Annotated in this window: 15 protein-coding genes, 1 tRNA gene and 2 pseudogenes; 9 read left to right on the top strand and 9 right to left on the bottom strand. The window is 63.1% G+C overall.

Features of this window, described 5'->3' with window-relative positions; genetic code table 11:
* Positions 1–6 precede the first annotated feature (6 nt).
* From ACODNH_RS19310 to ACODNH_RS19300, 3 genes and pseudogenes are all read left to right on the top strand, one after another.
* The gene (locus tag ACODNH_RS19310) at positions 7–1,725 is read left to right on the top strand and encodes a histidine kinase N-terminal 7TM domain-containing protein (RefSeq protein WP_434530876.1); all 1,719 of its coding nucleotides are present in this window, start codon (positions 7–9) and stop codon (positions 1,723–1,725) included.
* A gap of 41 nt (positions 1,726–1,766) precedes the next feature.
* Positions 1,767–3,924: pseudogene (locus tag ACODNH_RS19305) on the top strand (beta-glucosidase).
* A 110-nt stretch (positions 3,925–4,034) separates the two neighbouring features.
* Positions 4,035–4,424: a thioredoxin family protein gene (locus ACODNH_RS19300; protein WP_434530875.1), complete on the top strand. Its 390-nt coding sequence runs from the start codon at positions 4,035–4,037 to the stop codon at positions 4,422–4,424.
* Between the two features lie 2 nt (positions 4,425–4,426).
* Here ACODNH_RS19300 and ACODNH_RS19295 read toward each other — a convergent pair whose 3' ends face one another.
* Positions 4,427–6,580 (bottom strand): thioredoxin domain-containing protein, encoded by a 2,154-nt coding sequence (locus ACODNH_RS19295; RefSeq protein ID WP_434530874.1) that lies wholly within the window; start codon positions 6,578–6,580, stop codon positions 4,427–4,429.
* Positions 6,581–6,634: 54 nt separating this feature from the next.
* Entirely contained in the window at positions 6,635–6,898 is a 264-nt protein-coding gene (locus ACODNH_RS19290; RefSeq protein WP_434530873.1) for a hypothetical protein, read from the bottom strand.
* A gap of 163 nt (positions 6,899–7,061) precedes the next feature.
* Between ACODNH_RS19290 and purD the strand changes: the two genes are divergently transcribed.
* Positions 7,062–8,414 carry a phosphoribosylamine--glycine ligase gene (gene purD / locus ACODNH_RS19285; protein WP_434530872.1) on the top strand — a complete coding sequence of 451 codons (1,353 nt, stop codon included), beginning with the start codon at positions 7,062–7,064 and terminating at the stop codon, positions 8,412–8,414.
* Positions 8,415–8,439: 25 nt separating this feature from the next.
* Positions 8,440–8,988: an acyltransferase gene (locus tag ACODNH_RS19280; protein ID WP_434530871.1), complete on the top strand. Its 549-nt coding sequence runs from the start codon at positions 8,440–8,442 to the stop codon at positions 8,986–8,988.
* 6 nt (positions 8,989–8,994) lie between these two features.
* Here the strand turns inward: ACODNH_RS19280 and ACODNH_RS19275 are convergent, their stop codons facing one another.
* The 4 genes from ACODNH_RS19275 to ACODNH_RS19260 form a co-directional block, all read right to left on the bottom strand.
* Positions 8,995–9,789 (bottom strand): mechanosensitive ion channel domain-containing protein, encoded by a 795-nt coding sequence (locus ACODNH_RS19275; RefSeq protein ID WP_306707214.1) that lies wholly within the window; start codon positions 9,787–9,789, stop codon positions 8,995–8,997.
* Between the two features lie 2 nt (positions 9,790–9,791).
* A complete protein-coding gene (gene dacZ, locus ACODNH_RS19270) occupies positions 9,792–10,601 on the bottom strand; it encodes a diadenylate cyclase DacZ (protein ID WP_306707213.1) in 810 nt (269 codons plus the stop codon).
* Positions 10,602–10,673: 72 nt separating this feature from the next.
* Complete coding sequence (locus tag ACODNH_RS19265; RefSeq protein WP_434530870.1) at positions 10,674–11,993, bottom strand: cobyrinic acid a,c-diamide synthase; 1,320 nt, start codon at positions 11,991–11,993, stop codon at positions 10,674–10,676.
* 2 nt (positions 11,994–11,995) lie between these two features.
* Positions 11,996–13,036: a nicotinate-nucleotide--dimethylbenzimidazole phosphoribosyltransferase gene (locus tag ACODNH_RS19260; protein WP_434530869.1), complete on the bottom strand. Its 1,041-nt coding sequence runs from the start codon at positions 13,034–13,036 to the stop codon at positions 11,996–11,998.
* An 86-nt stretch (positions 13,037–13,122) separates the two neighbouring features.
* Between ACODNH_RS19260 and ACODNH_RS19255 the strand changes: the two genes are divergently transcribed.
* Entirely contained in the window at positions 13,123–13,347 is a 225-nt protein-coding gene (locus ACODNH_RS19255) for a DUF7385 family protein (RefSeq protein ID WP_049919159.1), read from the top strand.
* 356 nt (positions 13,348–13,703) lie between these two features.
* Here ACODNH_RS19255 and ACODNH_RS19250 read toward each other — a convergent pair.
* Positions 13,704–13,805 (bottom strand) — tRNA-OTHER (locus tag ACODNH_RS19250).
* Positions 13,806–14,016: 211 nt separating this feature from the next.
* Here ACODNH_RS19250 and ACODNH_RS19245 point away from each other — a divergent pair.
* Positions 14,017–14,337, top strand: coding sequence for a cupin domain-containing protein (locus ACODNH_RS19245; protein ID WP_434530868.1), 321 nt, complete (start codon positions 14,017–14,019; stop codon positions 14,335–14,337).
* 39 nt (positions 14,338–14,376) lie between these two features.
* Here the strand turns inward: ACODNH_RS19245 and ACODNH_RS19240 are convergent.
* Positions 14,377–16,202, bottom strand: a pseudogene (locus ACODNH_RS19240) (FAD-binding protein).
* 248 nt (positions 16,203–16,450) lie between these two features.
* Between ACODNH_RS19240 and ACODNH_RS19235 the strand changes: the two are divergent.
* Together ACODNH_RS19235 and ACODNH_RS19230 are read left to right on the top strand one after the other, a co-directional pair.
* A complete protein-coding gene (locus ACODNH_RS19235) occupies positions 16,451–17,800 on the top strand; it encodes a PAS domain S-box protein (RefSeq protein WP_434530867.1) in 1,350 nt (449 codons plus the stop codon).
* A gap of 80 nt (positions 17,801–17,880) precedes the next feature.
* A complete protein-coding gene (locus ACODNH_RS19230) occupies positions 17,881–18,093 on the top strand; it encodes a ketopantoate reductase family protein (RefSeq protein ID WP_434530866.1) in 213 nt (70 codons plus the stop codon).
* Positions 18,094–18,219: 126 nt separating this feature from the next.
* Here ACODNH_RS19230 and ACODNH_RS19225 read toward each other — a convergent pair whose 3' ends face one another.
* Positions 18,220–19,059: an ABC transporter permease gene (locus ACODNH_RS19225; RefSeq protein WP_306707200.1), complete on the bottom strand. Its 840-nt coding sequence runs from the start codon at positions 19,057–19,059 to the stop codon at positions 18,220–18,222.
* Positions 19,060–19,187 lie beyond the last annotated feature (128 nt).

Raw genomic sequence — 19,187 nt, 5'->3', positions numbered from 1 at the left:
ACAGTAATGGCCACGCTGCTCGTTGCGTACGCCTTTCTTCTGCTTGCCGTGGCCGTTGTCCTTGGGACGCTATCGGTGTACGCGTGGGGGCGGCGCGACTACAGCGGTGGGACCGCACTCGCGGTTCTGCTTGCCGGGCTCTCGATATGGGACCTCTGTGCTGCGGCCGGTGTTTTGACGCGCGGGACTGAGTTGGCTCTGTTCTTCGCGTACGGCGTGTTCGTTGGTGTGATGCCCGCGATGGCCGGCTTGTTCGCGTTCGCGCTGGCCTACACTGACCGTGACCGCTATCTCGGCCGACGGGCCGTCGCGCTACTGACCGTCGAACCCCTCGTGTTCTTTGCTGCGCTGTTTGTCGGCCCTGATGGCGTGATATACCGGATTTCCGGTCCGACAGATGCCGGTATGTACGGCTGGGAAATCACTGTCGGGCCTGTTTTCTGGGGTCATCTGGTGTACTCCTACGCACTTATCGCCGTATCAAGTGCGCTCATCATCCACTACGCACTCGTTTCCGGCGGTCTGTACCGAAAGCAGGTGTACGCTGTCCTGCTGGCAATCGGCCTCCCGTGGTTCGGGAGCGTCCTCAGCATCTTCGGCGACACCAGCATCGAACTCCCACCACTGTTGCTGGCGGGCACTGGGCTCACCCTCTCGTGGGCGTTCTTCAGGGGGCGATTGCTGGATATCTCACCAGTCGCCTATCGAGAGGTCGTCGAGTCGCTCAACAGCGCTGTGTTCCTCGTCGACACGAATGACCGAATAATCGAGGCCAACGACGCTGGCCGCCAACTACTCGGAGGCGAACCCGTCGTCGATCAGTCTATCGAGGACGTGCTCGAAACGTCGCCCGATTTACTCGAAAAATACCGCGGTCTGACCGACTACGACAAAGAGACACAGACCGTCATCGAGCAGCGCAATCGGTTTTTCGATGTCCAGCTGACTCCGCTGTATGACTCTCATGACACACTGGTCGGGCGCGTGTTTCTCGTCCACGAAATCACCGACCAGAAGCAGCGGGAACGAGAACTCGAACGCCGGAACCAGCAGCTCGACCAGTTCGCCGCTGTCCTCTCACACGACCTACGGAACCCGCTGAACGTGGCCTCGGGACGACTGGCACTGGCCCGAGAACGCAACGACCCCGACGAGTTCGACCGTGTCGAGGAAGCTCACGAGCGAATGAGCAGCCTCATCGATGAGGTCCTGGCCTTTGCCCGCGACGAGAAAACAACCGAACTGGTCGAACTACAGCTCTCGGCGCTGGCGAAGGCGGCCTGGGGGCACGTCGATACCGGCGAGGCGACGCTGCAGATCGCCGGCGACAGGGAGATTATCGGCGACCGTGACCAGCTCCTGCAACTGTTCGAAAACGTGGTTCGGAACAGTGTCGAACATGGTTCCACAAGCAGTCAGCCAGGAGCCAACGACAGCATGGAACCGCCGGGCACAGGAGTAACGATACGTGTTGACGCCACTCCGGACGGGTTCACGATCAGCGACGACGGCCCCGGTGTCCCACCCGAGGAACGAGAGGAGATATTCACACACGGCGTCACCAGCTCCGAGTCGGGAACCGGCCTCGGACTGGCAATCGTCCAGCACGTAATCGAGTCTCACGGGTGGACTGTCGAGATGACGGAAAGCCGGTCTGGCGGCGCGAAACTCGTCGTTTCGGGACTCGAAACGCAGCCGGCGAGGCCGTCCGAGACGGCGTCCTGATCAGTCGACAGTCTAAGGCCCGCCCGGCCGTGAACTTCGGTATGGCTGACGACGACTACACTGAAGCGGTGCTTGCCCGGCTGTCCCGCGCCCAGAAACTCGCGCTTGTTCGCGGCGCAACCGATCCAGAGGGCACAGCAACGGGGTACATTTCGGGTGTCGACGAAGCCGGGATTCCGCCGTTTCGACTCGTTGACGGGCCGCTAGGCATCCGTGCCGAAGGACAGCGTGCGACCGCCTTTCCGGCGTCAATTGCGACGGCGGCGACGTTCGATCCCGATCTGGCTCGGCAACAGGGGGCGGCCATGGGCCGCGAAGCGGCAGCGCTTGGACAGGATGCGCTACTCGCGCCCGGCGTGAACATCATCCGGGTCCCGCATTGCGGCCGCAACTTCGAATATCTCTCCGAGGACCCGGTCCACGCCGGTGCTGTCGGGGCTAGCCTTATTGACGGCATCCAGTCCGCTGATGTCGTTGCGACGGTGAAACACTTCGTCGCCAACAACCAGGAAACACATCGCACGACCGTCAGCGCCGAAGTGGACGAGCGGACGCTCCGAGAGCTGTATCTCCCACCGTTCCGTTCGGCTGTTGACGCTGGCGTCGGGTCGGTGATGACGGCGTACAACCGAGTGAACGGCACGCACATGAGCGACCACGAGCGCCTCGTCGGCGGCGTGCTCAAACGCGAGTGGGGGTTCGACGGCTACGTCGTCTCGGACTGGTACGGGCTGGAGAGCACTGTCGGTGCGGCGAACGCAGGCATGGACCTGAGATGCCCGGGGTGGCGGCTCCCGGCGCAGCGGAAGCCGCCGACAGCGACACCGCGGATGGCGACGAGGAGTTCGAGTGGCCCGACGGGATTCCGGACGCGACCCGTGCAGGCCTGTTCGGCGACCCACTGGCCGAAGTCATCGACAGCGGCGAGGTTCCGACCGAACGCCTTGATGACATGGTCCGGCGGATTCTCGGACAGATGGACCGATTCGGGCGGCTGGACGGCAGCCGGGCTGCCGCCGAAGACGGTGAAAGCGACGACCAGGCTAGCGAACTCGACAGCCAGCGACACAGAGATCTCGCTGCGGATGTGGCAGCCCGCGGAACAGTAGTGCTTGAAAACGACGGGGTCCTGCCGCTGGACGACGGGGCTGACGTGGCTGTCATCGGACCGAACATCGACGAGCCGAAACTGGGCGGAGGCGGCTCTTCTGAAACGACGCCGGTCCACTCGGTCACCCCTGTTGAAGGGATCGAATCCCGCGCCGAGGGCGCAGTCACGACGGCGTTTGGCGTGCCAGAAATCGAATCCGTCTCACTGTTCGACCTCCTGCCGTTCGTCGGTGAGGACGACGATACCGACGGTTCGGCCGAGGACACCATCCGACGGGAGCCGTCGCTCGACGACGCTGTCGACGCGGCCGCGGAAGCCGATGTCGCCGTCGTGTTTGTCCGCGATGCAACGACAGAGGCGCGGGACCGGGATTTCTCGCGCTCCCGGGCCAGCAAGACAAACTCGTTTCGGCCGTTGCGGCCGCCAACGAGAACACTGTGGTCGTCGTCAGGTCCGGCGGCCCCGTGGAACTCCCGTGGCGCGAGGACGTGGCCGCGGTTCTCGAACAGTGGTATCCCGGGCAGGCGGATGGGGACGCGGCGGCCGCTGTCCTCTATGGTGACCGGGATCCAAGCGGTCGGCTCCCGGTCACGTTCGCCCCGGAAAGCCAGTATCCGACTGCAGGAGCCGAACGCCGCTACCCCGGAGTCGACGACGAAGTCCACTACGACGAGGGCGTCTTTATCGGCTACCGACACTTCGACGACGAAGACACGGACCCGACCTATCCATTCGGGCACGGTCACTCGTATGCGACGTTCGAATACGGCGAAGCCGAACACACAGGCGAGCGGACGGTCGCAGTTCCAGTCGAGAACGTCGCTGACAGGTCGGGTCGCGAGGTCGTTCAGGCCTACGTCCGGCCGCCGTCCGTGGACGGCGTTGACCGCCCACAGCGTGAACTCGCCGGGTTCGAGGCTGTGCAGTTAGCCGCCGGCGAACGGCAGACGGTGGAACTAACGCTGGACGATCTGGCGTTCTCATGGTACGACCCTGATTCCGGCTGGACGGTCGATGCTGGGACCTACACCGTCGAGATCGGCCGTTCGTCGCGGGACATCCGGACGAATGTGACGGTCGACCAGTAGCGTGTCTGGTCTTTGCTTCGGCTGAAACACCGCTTTTTCCGCTAAAGCCCGTCTGAAGCGGGAAATTTATGGCCGGGGATTTCAAGCCCCCTGAATACATATAGCCGGTCATGAGTCAGACGCTCGAAACCATGGAGCCGAATCCGGTATGGGTCGAAGACGCCTATGCCGACACCGTCGACGTTCTCACACGCTACGCTGACGAGTTCGAATACAAGATCTGGGGCGGTGACTGGTGCAAGGACTGCCGGGCGCAGCTCCCAGACTTCGGGGCAGCCCTGGAAGCCGCCGGCGTTCCAGCCGAGCAGATTCACCACTACCCCGTCGAGAAGGAAGACGACGGCTCGAAGACCGGACCGGAGGTCGAAGCGTACGGCATCGACCTCATCCCGACGGTTGTCGTCGAACACGACGGCGAGGAGATCGCCCGATTCGTCGAGGAAGAGCCGGTCCCTATCGCGGTGTATCTCGCCGACAAAATCGAAGACGCGATGGCGTAACCTTACTCTGCGTTGTCGGGCGTTTCGCCCCAGTCTAACGCTGCTCCGAGGTCGTGTTTCGGCGGCGAACAGGCGAAGTTTCGGCAGGCGTACACTGTCGGCTGGTCGTCGACCTGCGTCCGGCCGGCCCAGATTGGCGGCGACTCGTCAACTTCCAGCGTGTCGATCCACTGCTCGAAACGGCCCTCCTCGGCCGGCCGGTGAGCCAGCAGGCGCCGCGGGACGTACCGCTCGGCGAGGGTCTCCGTCCACTCGCTCGGGTAGTCTGACTGGTCGCCAACCAGCGTGAGTTCCAGCGCGCCCTGCTCGTAGGCGTCCGTCGCCAGCGTGAGCGAGGCGTGTTGCAGCGGGTTTGAGGAGACGCGGTCGGCGTGCGTCCGGATGACCCGCTCGGCCACGCTTTCGAAGCGGTCGTCCTCGCTGAAATGGGACAGCGACAGCAGGAGGTCGACGGCGACGCCCGTACTCGACGGCGTCGACTGGTCGGTCAGTTCTTGCGGGCGGGCGACCAGCGATTCGCCGCCGGTCGGGGTGAAAAACAGCGTGCCCTGCTCGTCGTCCCAGAACGCCTCCGTGATGGCCTGGCCGAGGTCCATCGCGAACGCGAGGTGCTCAACGTCGCCGGTCGCCTCGAACAGCGTCAGCGCGCCGCGGCCGAGGAAGGCGTAGTCCTCCAGATAGCCGTCGATGGCCACGTCGCCGTCCTTGTACCGGCGATTGAGACGCTGTTCGGTCTCGTCCCACAGGTGCTCCCGAACGAACGAGAGGGCGTCGGTGGCCACGTCAGCATACTGGTCGTCGAGCACAATCGCGCCCTCGGCGAGCGTCCGGATCATCAGGCCGTTCCAGCCGGCCAGCACCTTCTCGTCGCGGGCCGGGCGCGGTCGGTCCTTTCTGGCCTCGAACGTCTCGTTTAGCGCGCGCTGGAGGCTCGCCGTGATGTCGTCCTCGCTCTGGTCGTACTCCTCGGCCAGCACAGCTACCGGCTTCCGGACGGCGAGCACGGTCGCGCCCTCGAAGTTGCCCCGCTCCGTGACGCCGAAGTAGTCACAGAACACCTCGGCGTCCGTCTCGTCGTCGACAGCCTCGTGGACTTCCTCGGGCGTCCAGACGTAGAACAGCCCTTCCTCGCTGTCACCATCCGGGTCATTGGGAGGTGCGCTCTCGGCGTCCAGCGTGCTGAAAAAGCCACCATCAGGGTGTTGCAGTTCGCGCTGGACGAACTCGAAGGTCTCCCGGACGACCGACGCGTAGCGCTCCGAGCCGATGGCCTGATAGCCGGCGAGGAAGGCCCGCGGAATCTCGGCGTTGTCGTACAGCATCTTCTCGAAGTGCGGGACCGCCCACTGCTGGTCCGTCGCGTAGCGGTGGAAGCCCCCGCCGACGTGGTCGTACAGCCCCCGGTCGGCCATCACGTCCAGTGTCTCCTCGACCACGTTCAGGTAGTCTTCCTGCCCGCCGTCAGCATATGCCCGCAACAACGCGTGCAGCCGCCCGTTCTGGGGGAATTTCGGCCCGCCGGAGCCCCAGCCCCCGTCCTGTCGGTCCGCGCCGCGGTGGGCGATGGTTCCGGCGGTCTGGATGATGTCCTCGGCGGGGTCCTCGGGGTCAGCCGGCGTCGCTTCGAGGTCGCTCTCGATAGCTTCGGTCCACTGCTGGGCACGGTTCTCCATCTCCTCGCGTTGTTCGGGGTCCGACCACGAGTTCGCCAGCCGCTGGAGCAGGTCGCCAAAGCCCGGCTGCCCGCGCTTCTCCTCCGGTGGGAAGTACGTTCCGACGTAGAACGGCTCCCCTTCCGGCGTGAGCCAGGCCGACAATGGCCAGCCACCACCACCGGTCACCTGCTGGCAGATACTCATGTACACCGAATCGAGGTCCGGGCGCTCCTCGCGGTCGACCTTTATCGGGACGAAGTGCTCGTTGAGTTGGTCGGCGATGGCCTCGTCCTCGAAGCTTTCCTCCTCCATGACGTGACACCAGTGACACGCCGCGTAGCCAATCGAGAGGAAGATGGGCACGTCCTGCTCCCTGGCGGCTTCCAGGGCCGTCTCGTCCCAGGGCTGCCAGTTGACGGGATTGTCAGCGTGCTGGCGGAGATATGGGCTCTCCGCCTCGTCGAGTCGGTTTCGGGCCGTCGGGTCCGTGGCGTCGCTCATACCCGTGGCTGGGAGCGCCGCGGTGAAAAGGAACGCGACGCCGGCAGCGACGCCTCACTCGCCGGCCAGCCGGATTCCTCGGACGATGACGTACATCAGGACAATTCCAGCGCCGACGGCGAGGATGAACTCACCAAGCAGGGCCAGTACTACACCCAGTGCGGAGTTCTCCGCACCGAAGAACGCGATTGCATAGAGAGGGAGGCTCCCAGCGACGAACACGCCGATGAGCTTCGCGAGTGGCACGGCCTCCGAGAGTATCTGGGCCCTGTCTATCTCTCCTGTCGCGGGGTCGATGAATGGGCGGGGAGGGGACATGTGTCTGTGTGTCCGACAGTTGGGTAAAGTAGCTCCCGGTCTCCGTCCGGCGGACCTGCATACGAGCGCGCTCGAAACAGAAACAGCCCAGAAACGACTGCCACAGTCAGCGCAAACCGGGGAAAAGACAATACTTACGTGAGAGCCCATCCGGCCTTCGGGTATGTCAGAGACAGTGCTGCTCGTGGGTGGCGGCGGCCGGGAACACGCGATTGCGCGCTCGCTCGCGGACTCGCCGGGTGAGCTGTACGCCTGTGCCAGCAACCGGAATCCAGGCATCGTCGCCCTCGCCGACGGCTTCGAGGCACTCGATACGACCAACCCGACAGCCGTAACCACCTACGCACGGGAGGTCGACGCCACGCTGGCGGTTATCGGACCTGAGGCGGCCCTCGCCGCCGGAGTCGCTGACGCGCTGGACGACGCTGGTATCTACACGTTCGGGCCACAGGAGCAGGAGGCCCGCATCGAGACGGACAAGGCGTTCCAGCGACGGTTCATGCGGGAACACGACATCCCCGGCTGTCCGGACTTCGAGACGTTTGAGGACATGGACGACGCCTGCGAGCACATCGACGAGTACGACGGCGATCTCGCAGTCAAGCCTGCCGGGCTGACCGGTGGTAAGGGTGTCCGCGTCATCGGCGACCAGTGTACCGCCGAGGAGGCCAAAGAGTACCTCCGGAGCTCCGACTACGACCGCGTCGTCCTCGAAGAGCGCCTCGTCGGCGAGGAGTTCACCGTGCAGGCCTTTGTCGCCAACGGCCAGCTGCGCGTCACGCCGGCGGTACAGGATCACAAGCGTGCCTACGAGGGTGACGAGGGGCCAAACACCGGCGGGATGGGGAGCTACTCCGACGCCAGCCTCCATCTGCCGTTCATGGACGAGGACGACTACATGGACGCCGTCGACGTGCTCCGGGCCACCGTCGACGCGCTTGAGGGCTACAAGGGCGTCCTCTACGGCCAGTTCATGCTCACTGAGACCGGGCCACGCGTCGTGGAATTCAACGCCCGCTTTGGCGACCCCGAGGCGATGAACACGCTGCCGGTGCTCAACACGGACTTCCTTGACGTACTGACCGCCGCACGCGATGACGAACCCCTGCCACAACTTTCCTTCCGCCCGATGGCGACCGTCTGTAAGTACGCCGTCCCGGACGGCTACCCGACCGACCCCGACGCCGGGGCGAAGGTAACAATCGACGACGACGTCATCGCGGATGTCGTCAACGACCACCGCGAGCAGTCCGATGACGACGCGGAGACGGCTCCGGAGGCGCTGCTGTGCTACGCCAGCGTTGACGACCGTGAGGACGGCATCTACACGACTACCTCTCGCTCGTACGCCGTCGTCGGTCTAGCAGAGACGATTAGCGATGCGGAGGCTATCGCCGAGGAAGCGCTGCAGCGGGCCGGTACGGAGGGCCTCCGGGTCCGCCATGACATCGGCAAAGCCGACCTCGTCCAGCAGCGTATCGACCATATGGACGACATCCGCGGCGGCGCGGACTGAACGCGCGGCATCGGAGCCGCCGGGTTTGATTACCGCGGCCCCGTACACGACGGACGTGAGTGGTCCACGACACGACCGACTGCGCCAGCACCCGACGCCCGGTCCGCACAACTCGCTGTTCCCATGGCCGGACGCCAAACACCCGCTCCGGGTGATGGTCAACTATGTTATCATCCTCGTTTGTCGCATCTCGCCGAGCCTCCGGCTGAAAAACTGGCTGCTCTCGCGACTCGGTGTCACCGTCGGTGACGGCGTCGCCTGGGGGCTGGAGTCGACACCTGATGTGTTCTGGCCGGAACTCATCACCGTCGAGGACCACGCTATCATCGGCTACGACGCGACGCTGCTGTGTCACGAGTTCCTGCAGGACGAGTACCGGACCGGCGAAGTCGTTGTCGGCGAGCGGGCCATGATCGGTGCGGGTGCGATTGTGCTGCCCGGTGTCGAAATCGGCCCGGGCGCACAGGTCGCCGCGAACTCGCTCGTAACTGCCGATGTGCCGCCAGAGACGACCGTTGCCGGTGTCCCGGCTGAGCCGCTGGGCTCGGACGACGAGACGACCGAAGAATCGTAACCTCACTTAGCCCCGAATACGGACGATACCGGTATTGAAGACGCGCTTGTTCGGGATGATGTACTCCTCACCGTCGCTTTCGATACGCGTGACGAGGATGTCGACTTCTTGAACGATCCCGCTCTGGTCGCCGATAACGATCTCGTCGCCGATGCTGTATGGCTCTGTCAACAGGAGGTAGATGCCGGCCGCACCGGCTTGCAGGATGTCCTTCAGTGCCAGCCCGCAGACGAACACCAGTCCGAACGCGTACGCCCCGAGGAGAATGAGCAGGGCGAGGGTTTCGACGCCCAGTTGCCCGAGCGCGATGAGCACTGCCAGGTAGAAGATGCTGTACTTGACGAGTTCGGGTAGGACCGTCGCCTCGGGCATCTTGACGCTGCGCAGTCGCTCTGAGACGACGAGCTTGGCCTTGTCGCCCGCAATGAGGCCGATGATGACGGCGAACAGGGCGATAAACAGGTCGGGCAGAAATGACGTGAAGCGGGCCCAGTATAGTTTCGGGTCTGTCAGTTGCGCGATGTTGAGGACGGCGGTGACCGTCGTGATGTAGATGAACAGTGCTGCCAGGTTCGAGACGATGCCGACGGTCGATGTGCCGAGACCCCTCGCCGTCCGCTCGAACGGTGTCCCCTCCACGGTTTCTGGCACACCGAGTTCACGCATGAACCGCCGCGACGAGCGCCAGACAAGATAGCCGAGCACGATGCCCACGGCCAGTACCACGAGCGAAAAGACGAACGTGCCCTGTGGCGAGAATACCTGTCGGATGATCGTCGCCCAGTCGAAGCCAAACTGCATCCTCAGTACTCCTCTGGATCGATCTCGAGGACCAGCTCCCCGCCTTTGAACGCCCGCACGAGCCCGTCGCTCTCGGAGAGAACGATGGCAGTCGCCATGGTGTCACGGGTGACCGCGCCGGCCGCCATGTGCCGAGCCCCGAGGCCCTTTGGGATGTCGACCCCCTCCGCGGAGGGTTCGAGATACCGGTACGCGGAAACGATCTTCCCGGCGTCAGAGATGACGAACGCCCCGTCGAGCCGCGAGAACTCCTTGAGCATCACGTTGACGATTGGGTCGCCGACGTGGACGTGCGATTTCTCGAAGGGGTTGTACGACAGCGGCCGGGACTTGTTCATCACTTTGCCAGCGTCACCGACAACGAACAGAGCGCCGACGGGCTTGCCCTTCTGGCCTTTCTTCCCCAGTTCGATGGCGACCTCGAAGACATCACGGACGACGCTTGCGTCCGCTCTGGAGTTGACGAACATGTCGTACACGCCGGAGGGCGAGAAGTCGTTGGTCTGGACCCGCACAAGCGTGTTTTCAGCTCCATCAAGCACTTCAGTCACACAGAGCACCTCGTCGCCCTCGTCGACGATGCCCTGCTCCAGCGCGCCCTCGATACCGAAGCGGAGACGGCCTTCAAGATCGGTGAAATCGATTGGTAGCTCGACAAACGGCTCCGCATCGAGGGTATTCTCCGGACCAACGACAACGATTTCTTCGTCGACGTCGCCGAACTCCTCGAAAAACGACGCGTTCGGGGAAAACAGGAACACGGCGTCGACGTCTGCGACCAGGTCTCCGAGCAGGTCGCGCAACTCGTTCATTATCAGAACGATGCTGTCTGTCGAAAAAAAGGTTGCGGGCAGTCAGCCACGCGTCCGACGACGGGCCGCACGTCAGATGTCCTTCGAGGGCATCGAAAGCAAACGGTCGAACGCGCCGCTTTCTCCGTGGCAATGACAGTACGTGCCGACGGTGTTGTACTCCGTGAGGCCGTCGTGGTCGCCGTCGATACCGTCGCCCCGAACCATGTCGAAAGCGAACGACGCATCGTTGCCGAGGGTCGCAGCGGAGTAGTGGAACTCGTGTCCACGGCGGTGCGCTCCGGACGCGGCCACGGTGGTGTCCGTCCGGGCCTCTAGCTCCACATGATCGAGTGCCTGATACCGGTCCCGCATCTCGATGTCCGCGGGGAGGACCCCGGCCATCTCGTAAGTGTCGCCATCAGCCGTCGTTAGCGACTCCGACAGCGCCATCAGACCGCCACACTCGCCGTAGATGGGGACCCCCTCGGCGGCACGACTGGCTATCTCGCCGAGCGTGTCTCCTGTTTCGAGCGACTCGCCGTGGAGTTCCGGATAGCCGCCGGGCAGATAGATTGCATCGGCATCGGGAACCGGGTCATCGGCGACTGGTGAGAACGGTTCGACGGTTGCCTCAGCCCGGAGTCGTTCGAGCACTGAGGGGTAGATGAAACAGAACGCGCTGTCCTGTGCAACGGCGACCCGGCGGTCGGCCGGCGAGTCGCCGGTATTTTCCACCGTAGTCGCGACTTCTGGCGGTGCCCGTGCTGTCTCGACCAGTTGCTCAACGTCAATTGCCTCCGCCGCCGTCGAGAGCACGTCGCGGTCGAGCCCGGCCTCCGAGCCCATATGTAGCCCCAGATGGCGGTCGGGAATCTCTAGGTCCGACATCGGCGGAATCCGACCGAAGTAGGTGAGGTCCTCGGGGAGCGCGTCCCTGATGCCGTCGGCGTGTCGGCCGCCGTGAGCGCGCTGTGCGAGGATGCCGGCCACCTCGATGTCGACACCAATGCGGTCGGCATACTGTGCGAATCCGAGCGCCGTCGCGGCGACGCTCTCCATACCGGCTTTCGCATCCACGACCAGAACAACTGGGAGGTCAAGCCCCTCGGCGACCGCTGCCGTCGATGTCTTCGTCCCGTCGTAGAGCCCCATTACACCCTCCACGATGCAGATGTCGCCCGTGCCGCGCCAGTAGGTCCGGCGCATTCCGTCCTCGCCCGCGAGCCAGGGGTCGAGCGTCCGCGAGGGCGTATCGACGAGCGCTTCGTGGTGGCTCGGGTCGATGAAGTCCGGGCCTGCTTTGGCGGGCTGGGGCTGATACCCGGCATCTTCGAGCGCTGTCAGGGTCGCCAGCGTGGCAACGGTCTTGCCGACGCCGGAGCTTGTGCCGGCGAGAACGACCCCGTCCATCGTCACTTCCCCTCCTCAGCCGTCGCTGTGGGCGCGTCGCCGATCAGTTCGTCGTAGATGCCCGCAAAGCGGTCCCGAACCTCCGCCATCGGAATGCCGGCGCGGTCGGCCAGCGCCAGCGCGCCGCCCATGCCGACCCCTTCCTTGGCCTCCCCAGCGACGAACCGCTCCATCGCGACGTGGTCGCTCCGGTCGAAGCCGGGGTCCGTTACCGTCAGGTCGAGGTCGAGTCGGGCAGCCGACGCCCGCACGTCGGCACTCTCGTCGTCAGCCACGTAGCTCGTCGTCGCCAGTCCGAGCGGCCCCTCGTAGCCGCCGTGGCGGACCAGCGCAGCGACGGCGACGCACTGGCTCCCGCCGGCCAGTGTCACTGCGGTATCGCTCTCGACGGCCCCCGCGGTCAGGCCCGCAAGCGTTGCCAGAACGGGGTCCCCTATCCGCCGAACCGCTCGCTTCGGTTCGTTTGCAGCGTCGCCCGGTTCCAGTGAACTGGCCTGGAGTCCCTCGGAGACCAGTTTTTCTTTCTGTTCCGTGGGGTTCTCCGGAAGCGACGAAGAGACCATCCCCGTCTCGCCCAGTGCACGAAGAACACCGAGCGCCGTCGTCGTCCCACCGGGTATCGTCTCGCCCAGATACAGTTCGTCGGCCGGAAGTGCGTGCCCGAACTGTCGGGCGGCCGCGAACGCTCCGTGGGCCGTCGGAACCGGGTCTTGCTCCGCGATGTCTTTTCCCGGGCGTGCGCCGACGGAGACTGTTGGAGCCCCCGTTTTCTCGGCCAGCCCGCCGTCGACAACTGTGACGTCAAATCCCATGACTTCGCGGACGGCCCGCGTCACCAGCGCTGGCGTCGGACAGCCGCTCGGACTGACCGGTGTCACGTCCGTCCGGACTGGAGTGCCGTAGGTAACCAGTTCGGCGTCTGCAGCGGGCGTTACCGACATTAACTCGGGATCAGCTCCGGCGGCACTGATCCCCGCCCGACCTGCGGTTTCCGTGGTTCCTGCGACGAGTGCGAAGCGCGTGCCGCCACCGGGTGAAGTCATTGTGGTTGTATTACCACAAGTAAACTTTAATACCTTGGTGCTGGGGCGGCGTATGATTTATGCCGTACGCCCGCGGTTGCCCGAACATGGACGATTTCGACGAACTTCGGTCATCGTTGACGCCGCGCGAGGACAACGAGGCGATTGCTTCCTACCAGAACACGACGGCTGTGGCCTGTCCGTCCTGTGAAGAGCCGTTCGACGATATGGTCGTCTGCAAGCAGGAGTTCACCTCCCTCAATCTCGATTTCGAGATGGATCTCTGTACGACGATCAACGATGGGAGCGTCGTGTTGTTTACCCACAAGTAACTGATCGGAACCCGGATACGTCGTGGCTGTTTCTCCGCTCATTCTCTACGGCGATGGCGTGATGTCCGGTGCTATCGACCTGTGGAAAAATCAGATTTGATAATCCCAGCGGTGATTTTTTATATAGCTCCCCTCGTTGTTTCTGATAGGCACCACACTGGTGCCGCACCACCCCCACCCCCACATTCCTTACCTTTCCACTTCCTGTGAGTCGTTGGCTCCTACACCAACAGGGACCCGATAGCTCATAGCCCACCTCTACGATGTTGCAGTAATCCTGGTCAGCCGTCGGGTCTGATTTGTCAGTGTGGCACACGTGAGGCCGGTTGCATCCGCTCATAGCGAACCACGGAAAATGGAAGGGGCGGGAGTCGAACCACGCGGAGCCCTTTGCGGGGTAACCACCAACCGATTCTGGCATGTTGGTCGGTAGCGCTCTACCACTGAGCCACCCTTCCAAGCTACCCATAATACGTTCCTGACAACCAAGTAAGTGATGATTCCGGGTGTTTCCACACACAACGCCCCCAGTATTCTGCTGCGATTTAACCTGACGCTGATCTGTGTCTCACCAGCGGGAACACCTGAAGTGAGAGCAATATCTCCTTCCGGGCTTTCCTTTCGGATCTACAACAACTTATTTTGTACTGGCTGGCGACACCAGTGGACGTGAGCTACACAAAAGTCAACTACACCGACGTGGAACCGGTCGCAGACGCGATGCACTTCCTCCGAGACCCGCTGGACTGTGAGCAGGTCGGCGTCACTGTGCTGGACTGTGAGGCCGGCTGGACCGGCAAACCGCACGATCATGCCGACGAAGGTCACGAGGAGGTGTACGTCCTCGTTGAGGGGACAGCCACTGTCGAGGTTGACGGCGAAGACGTGTCCCTCGAAGCGGGTGACGCAATCAAGCTTCCGCCGGAGGCCGAACGGACGATTCACAACGGCGAGACAGAGAGCACGTTCGTCCTCGTCGGCGCGCCCTGAAACTCGCAGAAACGGATATCGCAGTCGGTGGTCAGGTCGTCAGTACGACCGGACCTTCGGTTCGTAGGTCTCTTCGTCGCCTTCGAGGATGACGGGCTTGTAGTACAGCTCCGGCTGTCCCTCGTTCCAGGCCAGCATCGTGTGTTTGATCCACTCCTCGTCTTTGCGTTCCTGGTGCTCGGCACGCCAGTGTGCGCCGCGGAACTCCTCGCGGGCAAGTGCGCCGAGCGTGATGGCCTCGGCCACATCGAGGATGTTGCGGGTTTCGATGGTGTGGATGAGGTCCGTGTTGTAGGTGCGGGACGGGTCCTCGACGGCAACGTTTTCGTACTCCTTGCGCGCCATCCGGAGGTCCCGAAGGGCCTTCTCAAGACCTTCCTCCGTCCGGAACACGTTGACGTTATCAGTCATCGTCTCTTGCACGTCCGCACGGACTTCGGCGTGGTTGATGCCGTCGGACTCGATGAGGTTCTCGATGCGCTGGCGTTCCTGCTCGACGGTGCTTCCGAGCACCGCTTTCGGTTCGACGGCGGCCCCGTCGGCGGCGACATCGTCGCTGCTGGCGTCGATTGCACCGGGGTCGACCGGCGGCTCCACGTCGCCGGGTTCGCTCTTTGCGGAGGGGCCAGTCTGGATTTCGGCGGTCTTCATGTCCTTGCCGGCGGCGTGATGGCCGGCGCGGGCACCGAACACAAGCAATTCCGGCAGGGCGTTGCCCCCGAGCCGGTTCGCACCGTGCAGCGAGACACACGCAGTCTCGCCGGCCGCGTAGAGGCCGTCGATACACGTCTCGCCGTTCTCGTCGGTTTCGACGCCACCCATGGCGTAGTGCTGGCCAGGCTTGACCGGCATCGGTTCGTCGAGGCCGTCGACGCCCTCGAAGTCCTCCGCGAGGTGGAGAATGTTCTCAAGCCGGTCGAGAATGCGCTCCTCGCCGAGATGGCGCATATCGAGGTCGACGTACTCGTCCTCGACGCCGCGGCCTTCGTTGACCTCCGTCAGTTCGGCACGGGCAACCACGTCGCGAGAGGCCAGTTCCCCCTCGTTGTTGGCGTAGCCGTGCTCGAACATGAACCGCTCCTCGTTGTCATTGTAGAGGATACCACCCTCGCCGCGGACCCCCTCGGAGATGAGGACGCCCGTAGACGGCAGCGTCGTCGGGTGGAACTGGATCATCTCCATGTCCTCCATCGGGACGCCGGCGCGGTAAGCCATCGCACAGCCGTCACCGGTGTTGGCGACGGCGTTCGTGGTGTGGTCGAAGGCCTGTCCCAGCCCGCCGGTCGCGAGAATCACGCCGTTGTTGGCGCGGAAGCCCTGAATTTCGCCGGACTTGATATCGTAGGCGACACAGCCGTGACAGACGCGGTCCTCGGGGTCGTCGTGGTCGGTGACCGCGAGCTGGGTCACGTACCACTCGTCGTACACCTCAATGCCGCGCTTGACCGCCTGCTCGTACATCGTGTGCAGCAGGTGGTGACCGGTCTCGGCACCCGCGTACGTCGTCCGCGGATAGGAGAGGCCGCCGAACGGGCGCTGGGAGACGCGGCCGTCGTCCTCGCGGGAGAACGGCATTCCCCAGTGCTCGAGCTGGATGACCTCTTCCGGGGCGTCCTTGGCGAAGGTGTCGATGGCAGGGGCGTCGCCGAGGTAGTCGGACCCCTTCATCGTGTCGTACGCGTGGAGATCCCAGGAGTCCCCTTTCTGGAGGGCGGCGTTGATTCCCCCTCCGCAGCACCTGTGTGGCTCCGAACTGGATGGAGCTTGGTCACGAGGGCAACATCTGCACCCTCTTCGTCCGCTGCAATAGCCGCCCTGAGGCCAGCGCCACCCGCGCCGACCACGATGACATCGTGTTCGTACATTGTGAGAGTGTCTCTTGGCGTGGTTTCGGCTTAGGATTAGCCAAACTTAAGCCTCCCTGTTGCGTTACCAAGAGCTCCGCCATCAGTGGGCCACACCCCGCTTCTGCTATCGGGCCGAAATATCAGAGGAAATGAATTTTGTACTATCCGATGGAATTATATCACGTGCTGTGAATACTTAGGAACCAACTACTGATACCTGACCCTACGGATAGTCCTACTACGGGCGTTGAGCCGTCTCAAACCTGATGCCAGACCAGTATCTCACGTCAACTGATGACTTCGAAGCGGTGTTAGCCGAGGCACCCTCAGTACTGACAGTCACTGATGACGAACTGGTAATACAGTTCGTCAGTCCAGCAATCGAACGCGTGTTAGGGTACGATATGGAGTCGCTCGTTGGCACGAACTGGCTGGATCTCGTCCATCCGGAGGATACAGAGCGCGTCCTCGCCACGCTTGCAGGCGTGCGAGAGGATAATGGGGTTGAGTACCGGTTCCGGAACGCCGACGGCGACTGGGTCTGGCTCGAAACCATCGTCTCAACGGATACTGAGACGGACCGTGATTGCCAGGTGTTTACTTCTCGCGATGTCAGCGACCGACCGCGCTTCGAGGCTCAGTTTCGCCAGTTCGTCACACACACCTCTGACGTGCTCACTGTGTTCGACGAGCAAGGTAACGTCGAGTACATCAGTCCGTCCGTGGAACGCGTCCTCGGCTACGAGCAAGACGAGATGCAGGACTCAGACCTCTTCGAGTACGTACACCCGGACGACCTCCCGAACGCACTCACCGAGTTCGGCCGGATGATAGACGATCCGGGATACGTCGCGGTCATTGAGCATCGATACCGCCATGCAGATGGCGACTGGATCTGGGCGGAGTCCCGCGGCCAGCAGGTCACGACTGGCCCGCTGGAAGACCACGTCGTCGTGACGACCCGCGATATCTCCGAGCGGAAACAGCGCGAACAGGAACTCAAGCGACAGAACCAGCGCCTTGAGCGGTTCTCGGACGCGATTAGCCACGACCTGCGGAACCCGCTGGACGTCCTCGACGGCTCGCTCGAACTCGCACGTGAGACAGGTGAAGAGGCGCACTTCGAGCGCGCCGAGCGGAGTATCGACCGGATGTACACGCTCATCGATGACCTACTGGTGCTCGCTAAACAGGGCGTTAACCCCGCGGAAATCGAGACAATCGACCTCAACACCCTTTCACAGCGAGCCTGGTCGATGGTCGACACCCAGGACGCGACGCTTGAAACCGATGCCGACGACAGCATCAAAGCCGACGAAGGTGCAATGCTGGAATTACTGGAGAACCTCTTTCGGAACGCTATCGAACACGGTGGCGACGACGTAACCGTCACTGTCGGAACGGAATCGTGGGGGTTCTACGTCACGGACGACGGGATGGGCTTCCCCGACGGCACTGCGGACCTGTTCGAACCCGGCTACTCGACGGCCGATGACGGGACCGGATTTGGGCTCTGCATCGTCGAACAGATCGTCGACGCACACAACTGGGAGGTCATCGCGACCGACAGCGAAAGCGGCGGTGCGCGCTTCGAGTTCATCTGTCGGAACTCCTGACCGCTGCGGGGGCGCTCGCGCTTTGCCGCGACGGACTGCCCGCAGTCCCTTTGTTCCGGTCCGCTGTAAGCCTACAGAGTATGAAACTCTGTATCTTCGGCGCCGGCGGTATTGGCGGCTATCTGGGCGCACGGCTGGCGCACGCGGGCCACGGGGTACGCCTCATTGCGAGAGGTGACCACCTAGCTGCACTCCAAACTGATGGGCTGCAGGTCGAGAGTATCCACGGCGATATGGCGGTCGACCGCCCGGCGACCGATAACCCGGCCGAGGCCGGATTGATGCGCCGATGAACACGGCCGTGACAGCGATTCTCGCGACGACGACGGCCAGACGGGAGTAACAGGCGAGCCCGACCACGACAGTACAGAGTGGGGAACGGACGCACCACCTCGTCATCGTTGTCGGACTGTGCAACTTTACATTATATCCGCCGACTGGAACCGAATGTAGCCGAACCCGAGTGATAGAACGAGCCAGCCCCCAAGAATGGCGAACCCGGCCCACTTCGGAGGGTAGAATGAAGCCGATACTGGGTAGGACATTATTTCGTCGAACGTGGGGATTATCGCCCGTGCCGCGTAGCCGACTGCCGCAGTCGGGTTGAGAGCGTGGACGACAATCAGCCACGGCGGTGCACCGGAATCTGGGGGCGTGTAGCCGACAGTGATGACCTGCAGAATAGCCGTTACAACGTCCCATCCGAGCTGAAAGAGGATGTAAAGTCCCCCCGCACCAATAACCGCCGTGTACTGAGATTTCAGTATCGACGAGAAGCCGATACCAATTGCGACATAGACCGCACCGTAGAAGACCGTCAAGATGGTGTAGAGCACGAATTTGACGGCCGCAAATGACTCGTAGGTGAACAGTGCGAAGACAGCGACGACAAAATAGCCGCTGAGGATAGCGATAGTCAAAACGGCACACCGGCCGATGAACTTCCCGAGAATAACGTCACGGCGCGAGTTCGGCAGGCCGAGCAGGAGCTTGATGCTCCCGCTGTCACGCTCACCGGCGATAGCGGCATAGGAGATGCCTAACCCCAGCAGTGGGACAAAGAAACTCATCGGCTGACCCATACTGTTGAGCAGCGCCAGCGTGCTGGTCGGGACATCGCTCGCCGAAGCCGTCAGCGGGACGTGCTGAATCGCCGCCCAGAATCCGGCGACGAGGACGAACAACAGGGTGGTAGCGAGGAACGTTCCTGAGCGGATTGCGTCGTTGAAATCTTTCCTGATGACCGCAGGGAGGGACATTTGTCGAATAGTTGTCCAGAGTTGCCAATAAATCTTGATAGCTCCTGAACGCACTGTGGGCCAATGTCCCTATAGTGACTGTCTCAGGCTACTCTGGGTCACAGCGGGAGCAGCGCGGAAGCCTACGA

The sequence above is a fragment of the Haloarcula sp. NS06 genome, assembly GCF_051122755.1.
Classification (GTDB): domain Archaea; phylum Halobacteriota; class Halobacteria; order Halobacteriales; family Haloarculaceae; genus Haloarcula.
The sequence above is the reverse complement of the archived record's forward strand: the minus strand, read 5'-3'. Positions and strand labels throughout refer to the sequence as shown.

What these genes read in the sequence shown, in the direction of transcription:
- ACODNH_RS19255 (WP_049919159.1), top strand. Translation starts at nt 13,123, where the DNA reads ATGGACGATTTCGACGAACTTCGGTCATCGTTGACGCCGCGCGAGGAC.
- ACODNH_RS19275 (WP_306707214.1), bottom strand. Translation starts at nt 9,789, where the DNA reads ATGCAGTTTGGCTTCGACTGGGCGACGATCATCCGACAGGTATTCTCG.
- ACODNH_RS19300 (WP_434530875.1), top strand. Translation starts at nt 4,035, where the DNA reads ATGAGTCAGACGCTCGAAACCATGGAGCCGAATCCGGTATGGGTCGAA.
- purD (WP_434530872.1), top strand. Translation starts at nt 7,062, where the DNA reads ATGTCAGAGACAGTGCTGCTCGTGGGTGGCGGCGGCCGGGAACACGCG.
- dacZ (WP_306707213.1), bottom strand. Translation starts at nt 10,601, where the DNA reads ATGAACGAGTTGCGCGACCTGCTCGGAGACCTGGTCGCAGACGTCGAC.
- ACODNH_RS19230 (WP_434530866.1), top strand. Translation starts at nt 17,881, where the DNA reads ATGAAACTCTGTATCTTCGGCGCCGGCGGTATTGGCGGCTATCTGGGC.
- ACODNH_RS19265 (WP_434530870.1), bottom strand. Translation starts at nt 11,993, where the DNA reads ATGGACGGGGTCGTTCTCGCCGGCACAAGCTCCGGCGTCGGCAAGACC.
- ACODNH_RS19310 (WP_434530876.1), top strand. Translation starts at nt 7, where the DNA reads ATGGCCACGCTGCTCGTTGCGTACGCCTTTCTTCTGCTTGCCGTGGCC.
- ACODNH_RS19235 (WP_434530867.1), top strand. Translation starts at nt 16,451, where the DNA reads ATGCCAGACCAGTATCTCACGTCAACTGATGACTTCGAAGCGGTGTTA.
- ACODNH_RS19260 (WP_434530869.1), bottom strand. Translation starts at nt 13,036, where the DNA reads ATGACTTCACCCGGTGGCGGCACGCGCTTCGCACTCGTCGCAGGAACC.
- ACODNH_RS19295 (WP_434530874.1), bottom strand. Translation starts at nt 6,580, where the DNA reads ATGAGCGACGCCACGGACCCGACGGCCCGAAACCGACTCGACGAGGCG.
- ACODNH_RS19290 (WP_434530873.1), bottom strand. Translation starts at nt 6,898, where the DNA reads ATGTCCCCTCCCCGCCCATTCATCGACCCCGCGACAGGAGAGATAGAC.
- ACODNH_RS19225 (WP_306707200.1), bottom strand. Translation starts at nt 19,059, where the DNA reads ATGTCCCTCCCTGCGGTCATCAGGAAAGATTTCAACGACGCAATCCGC.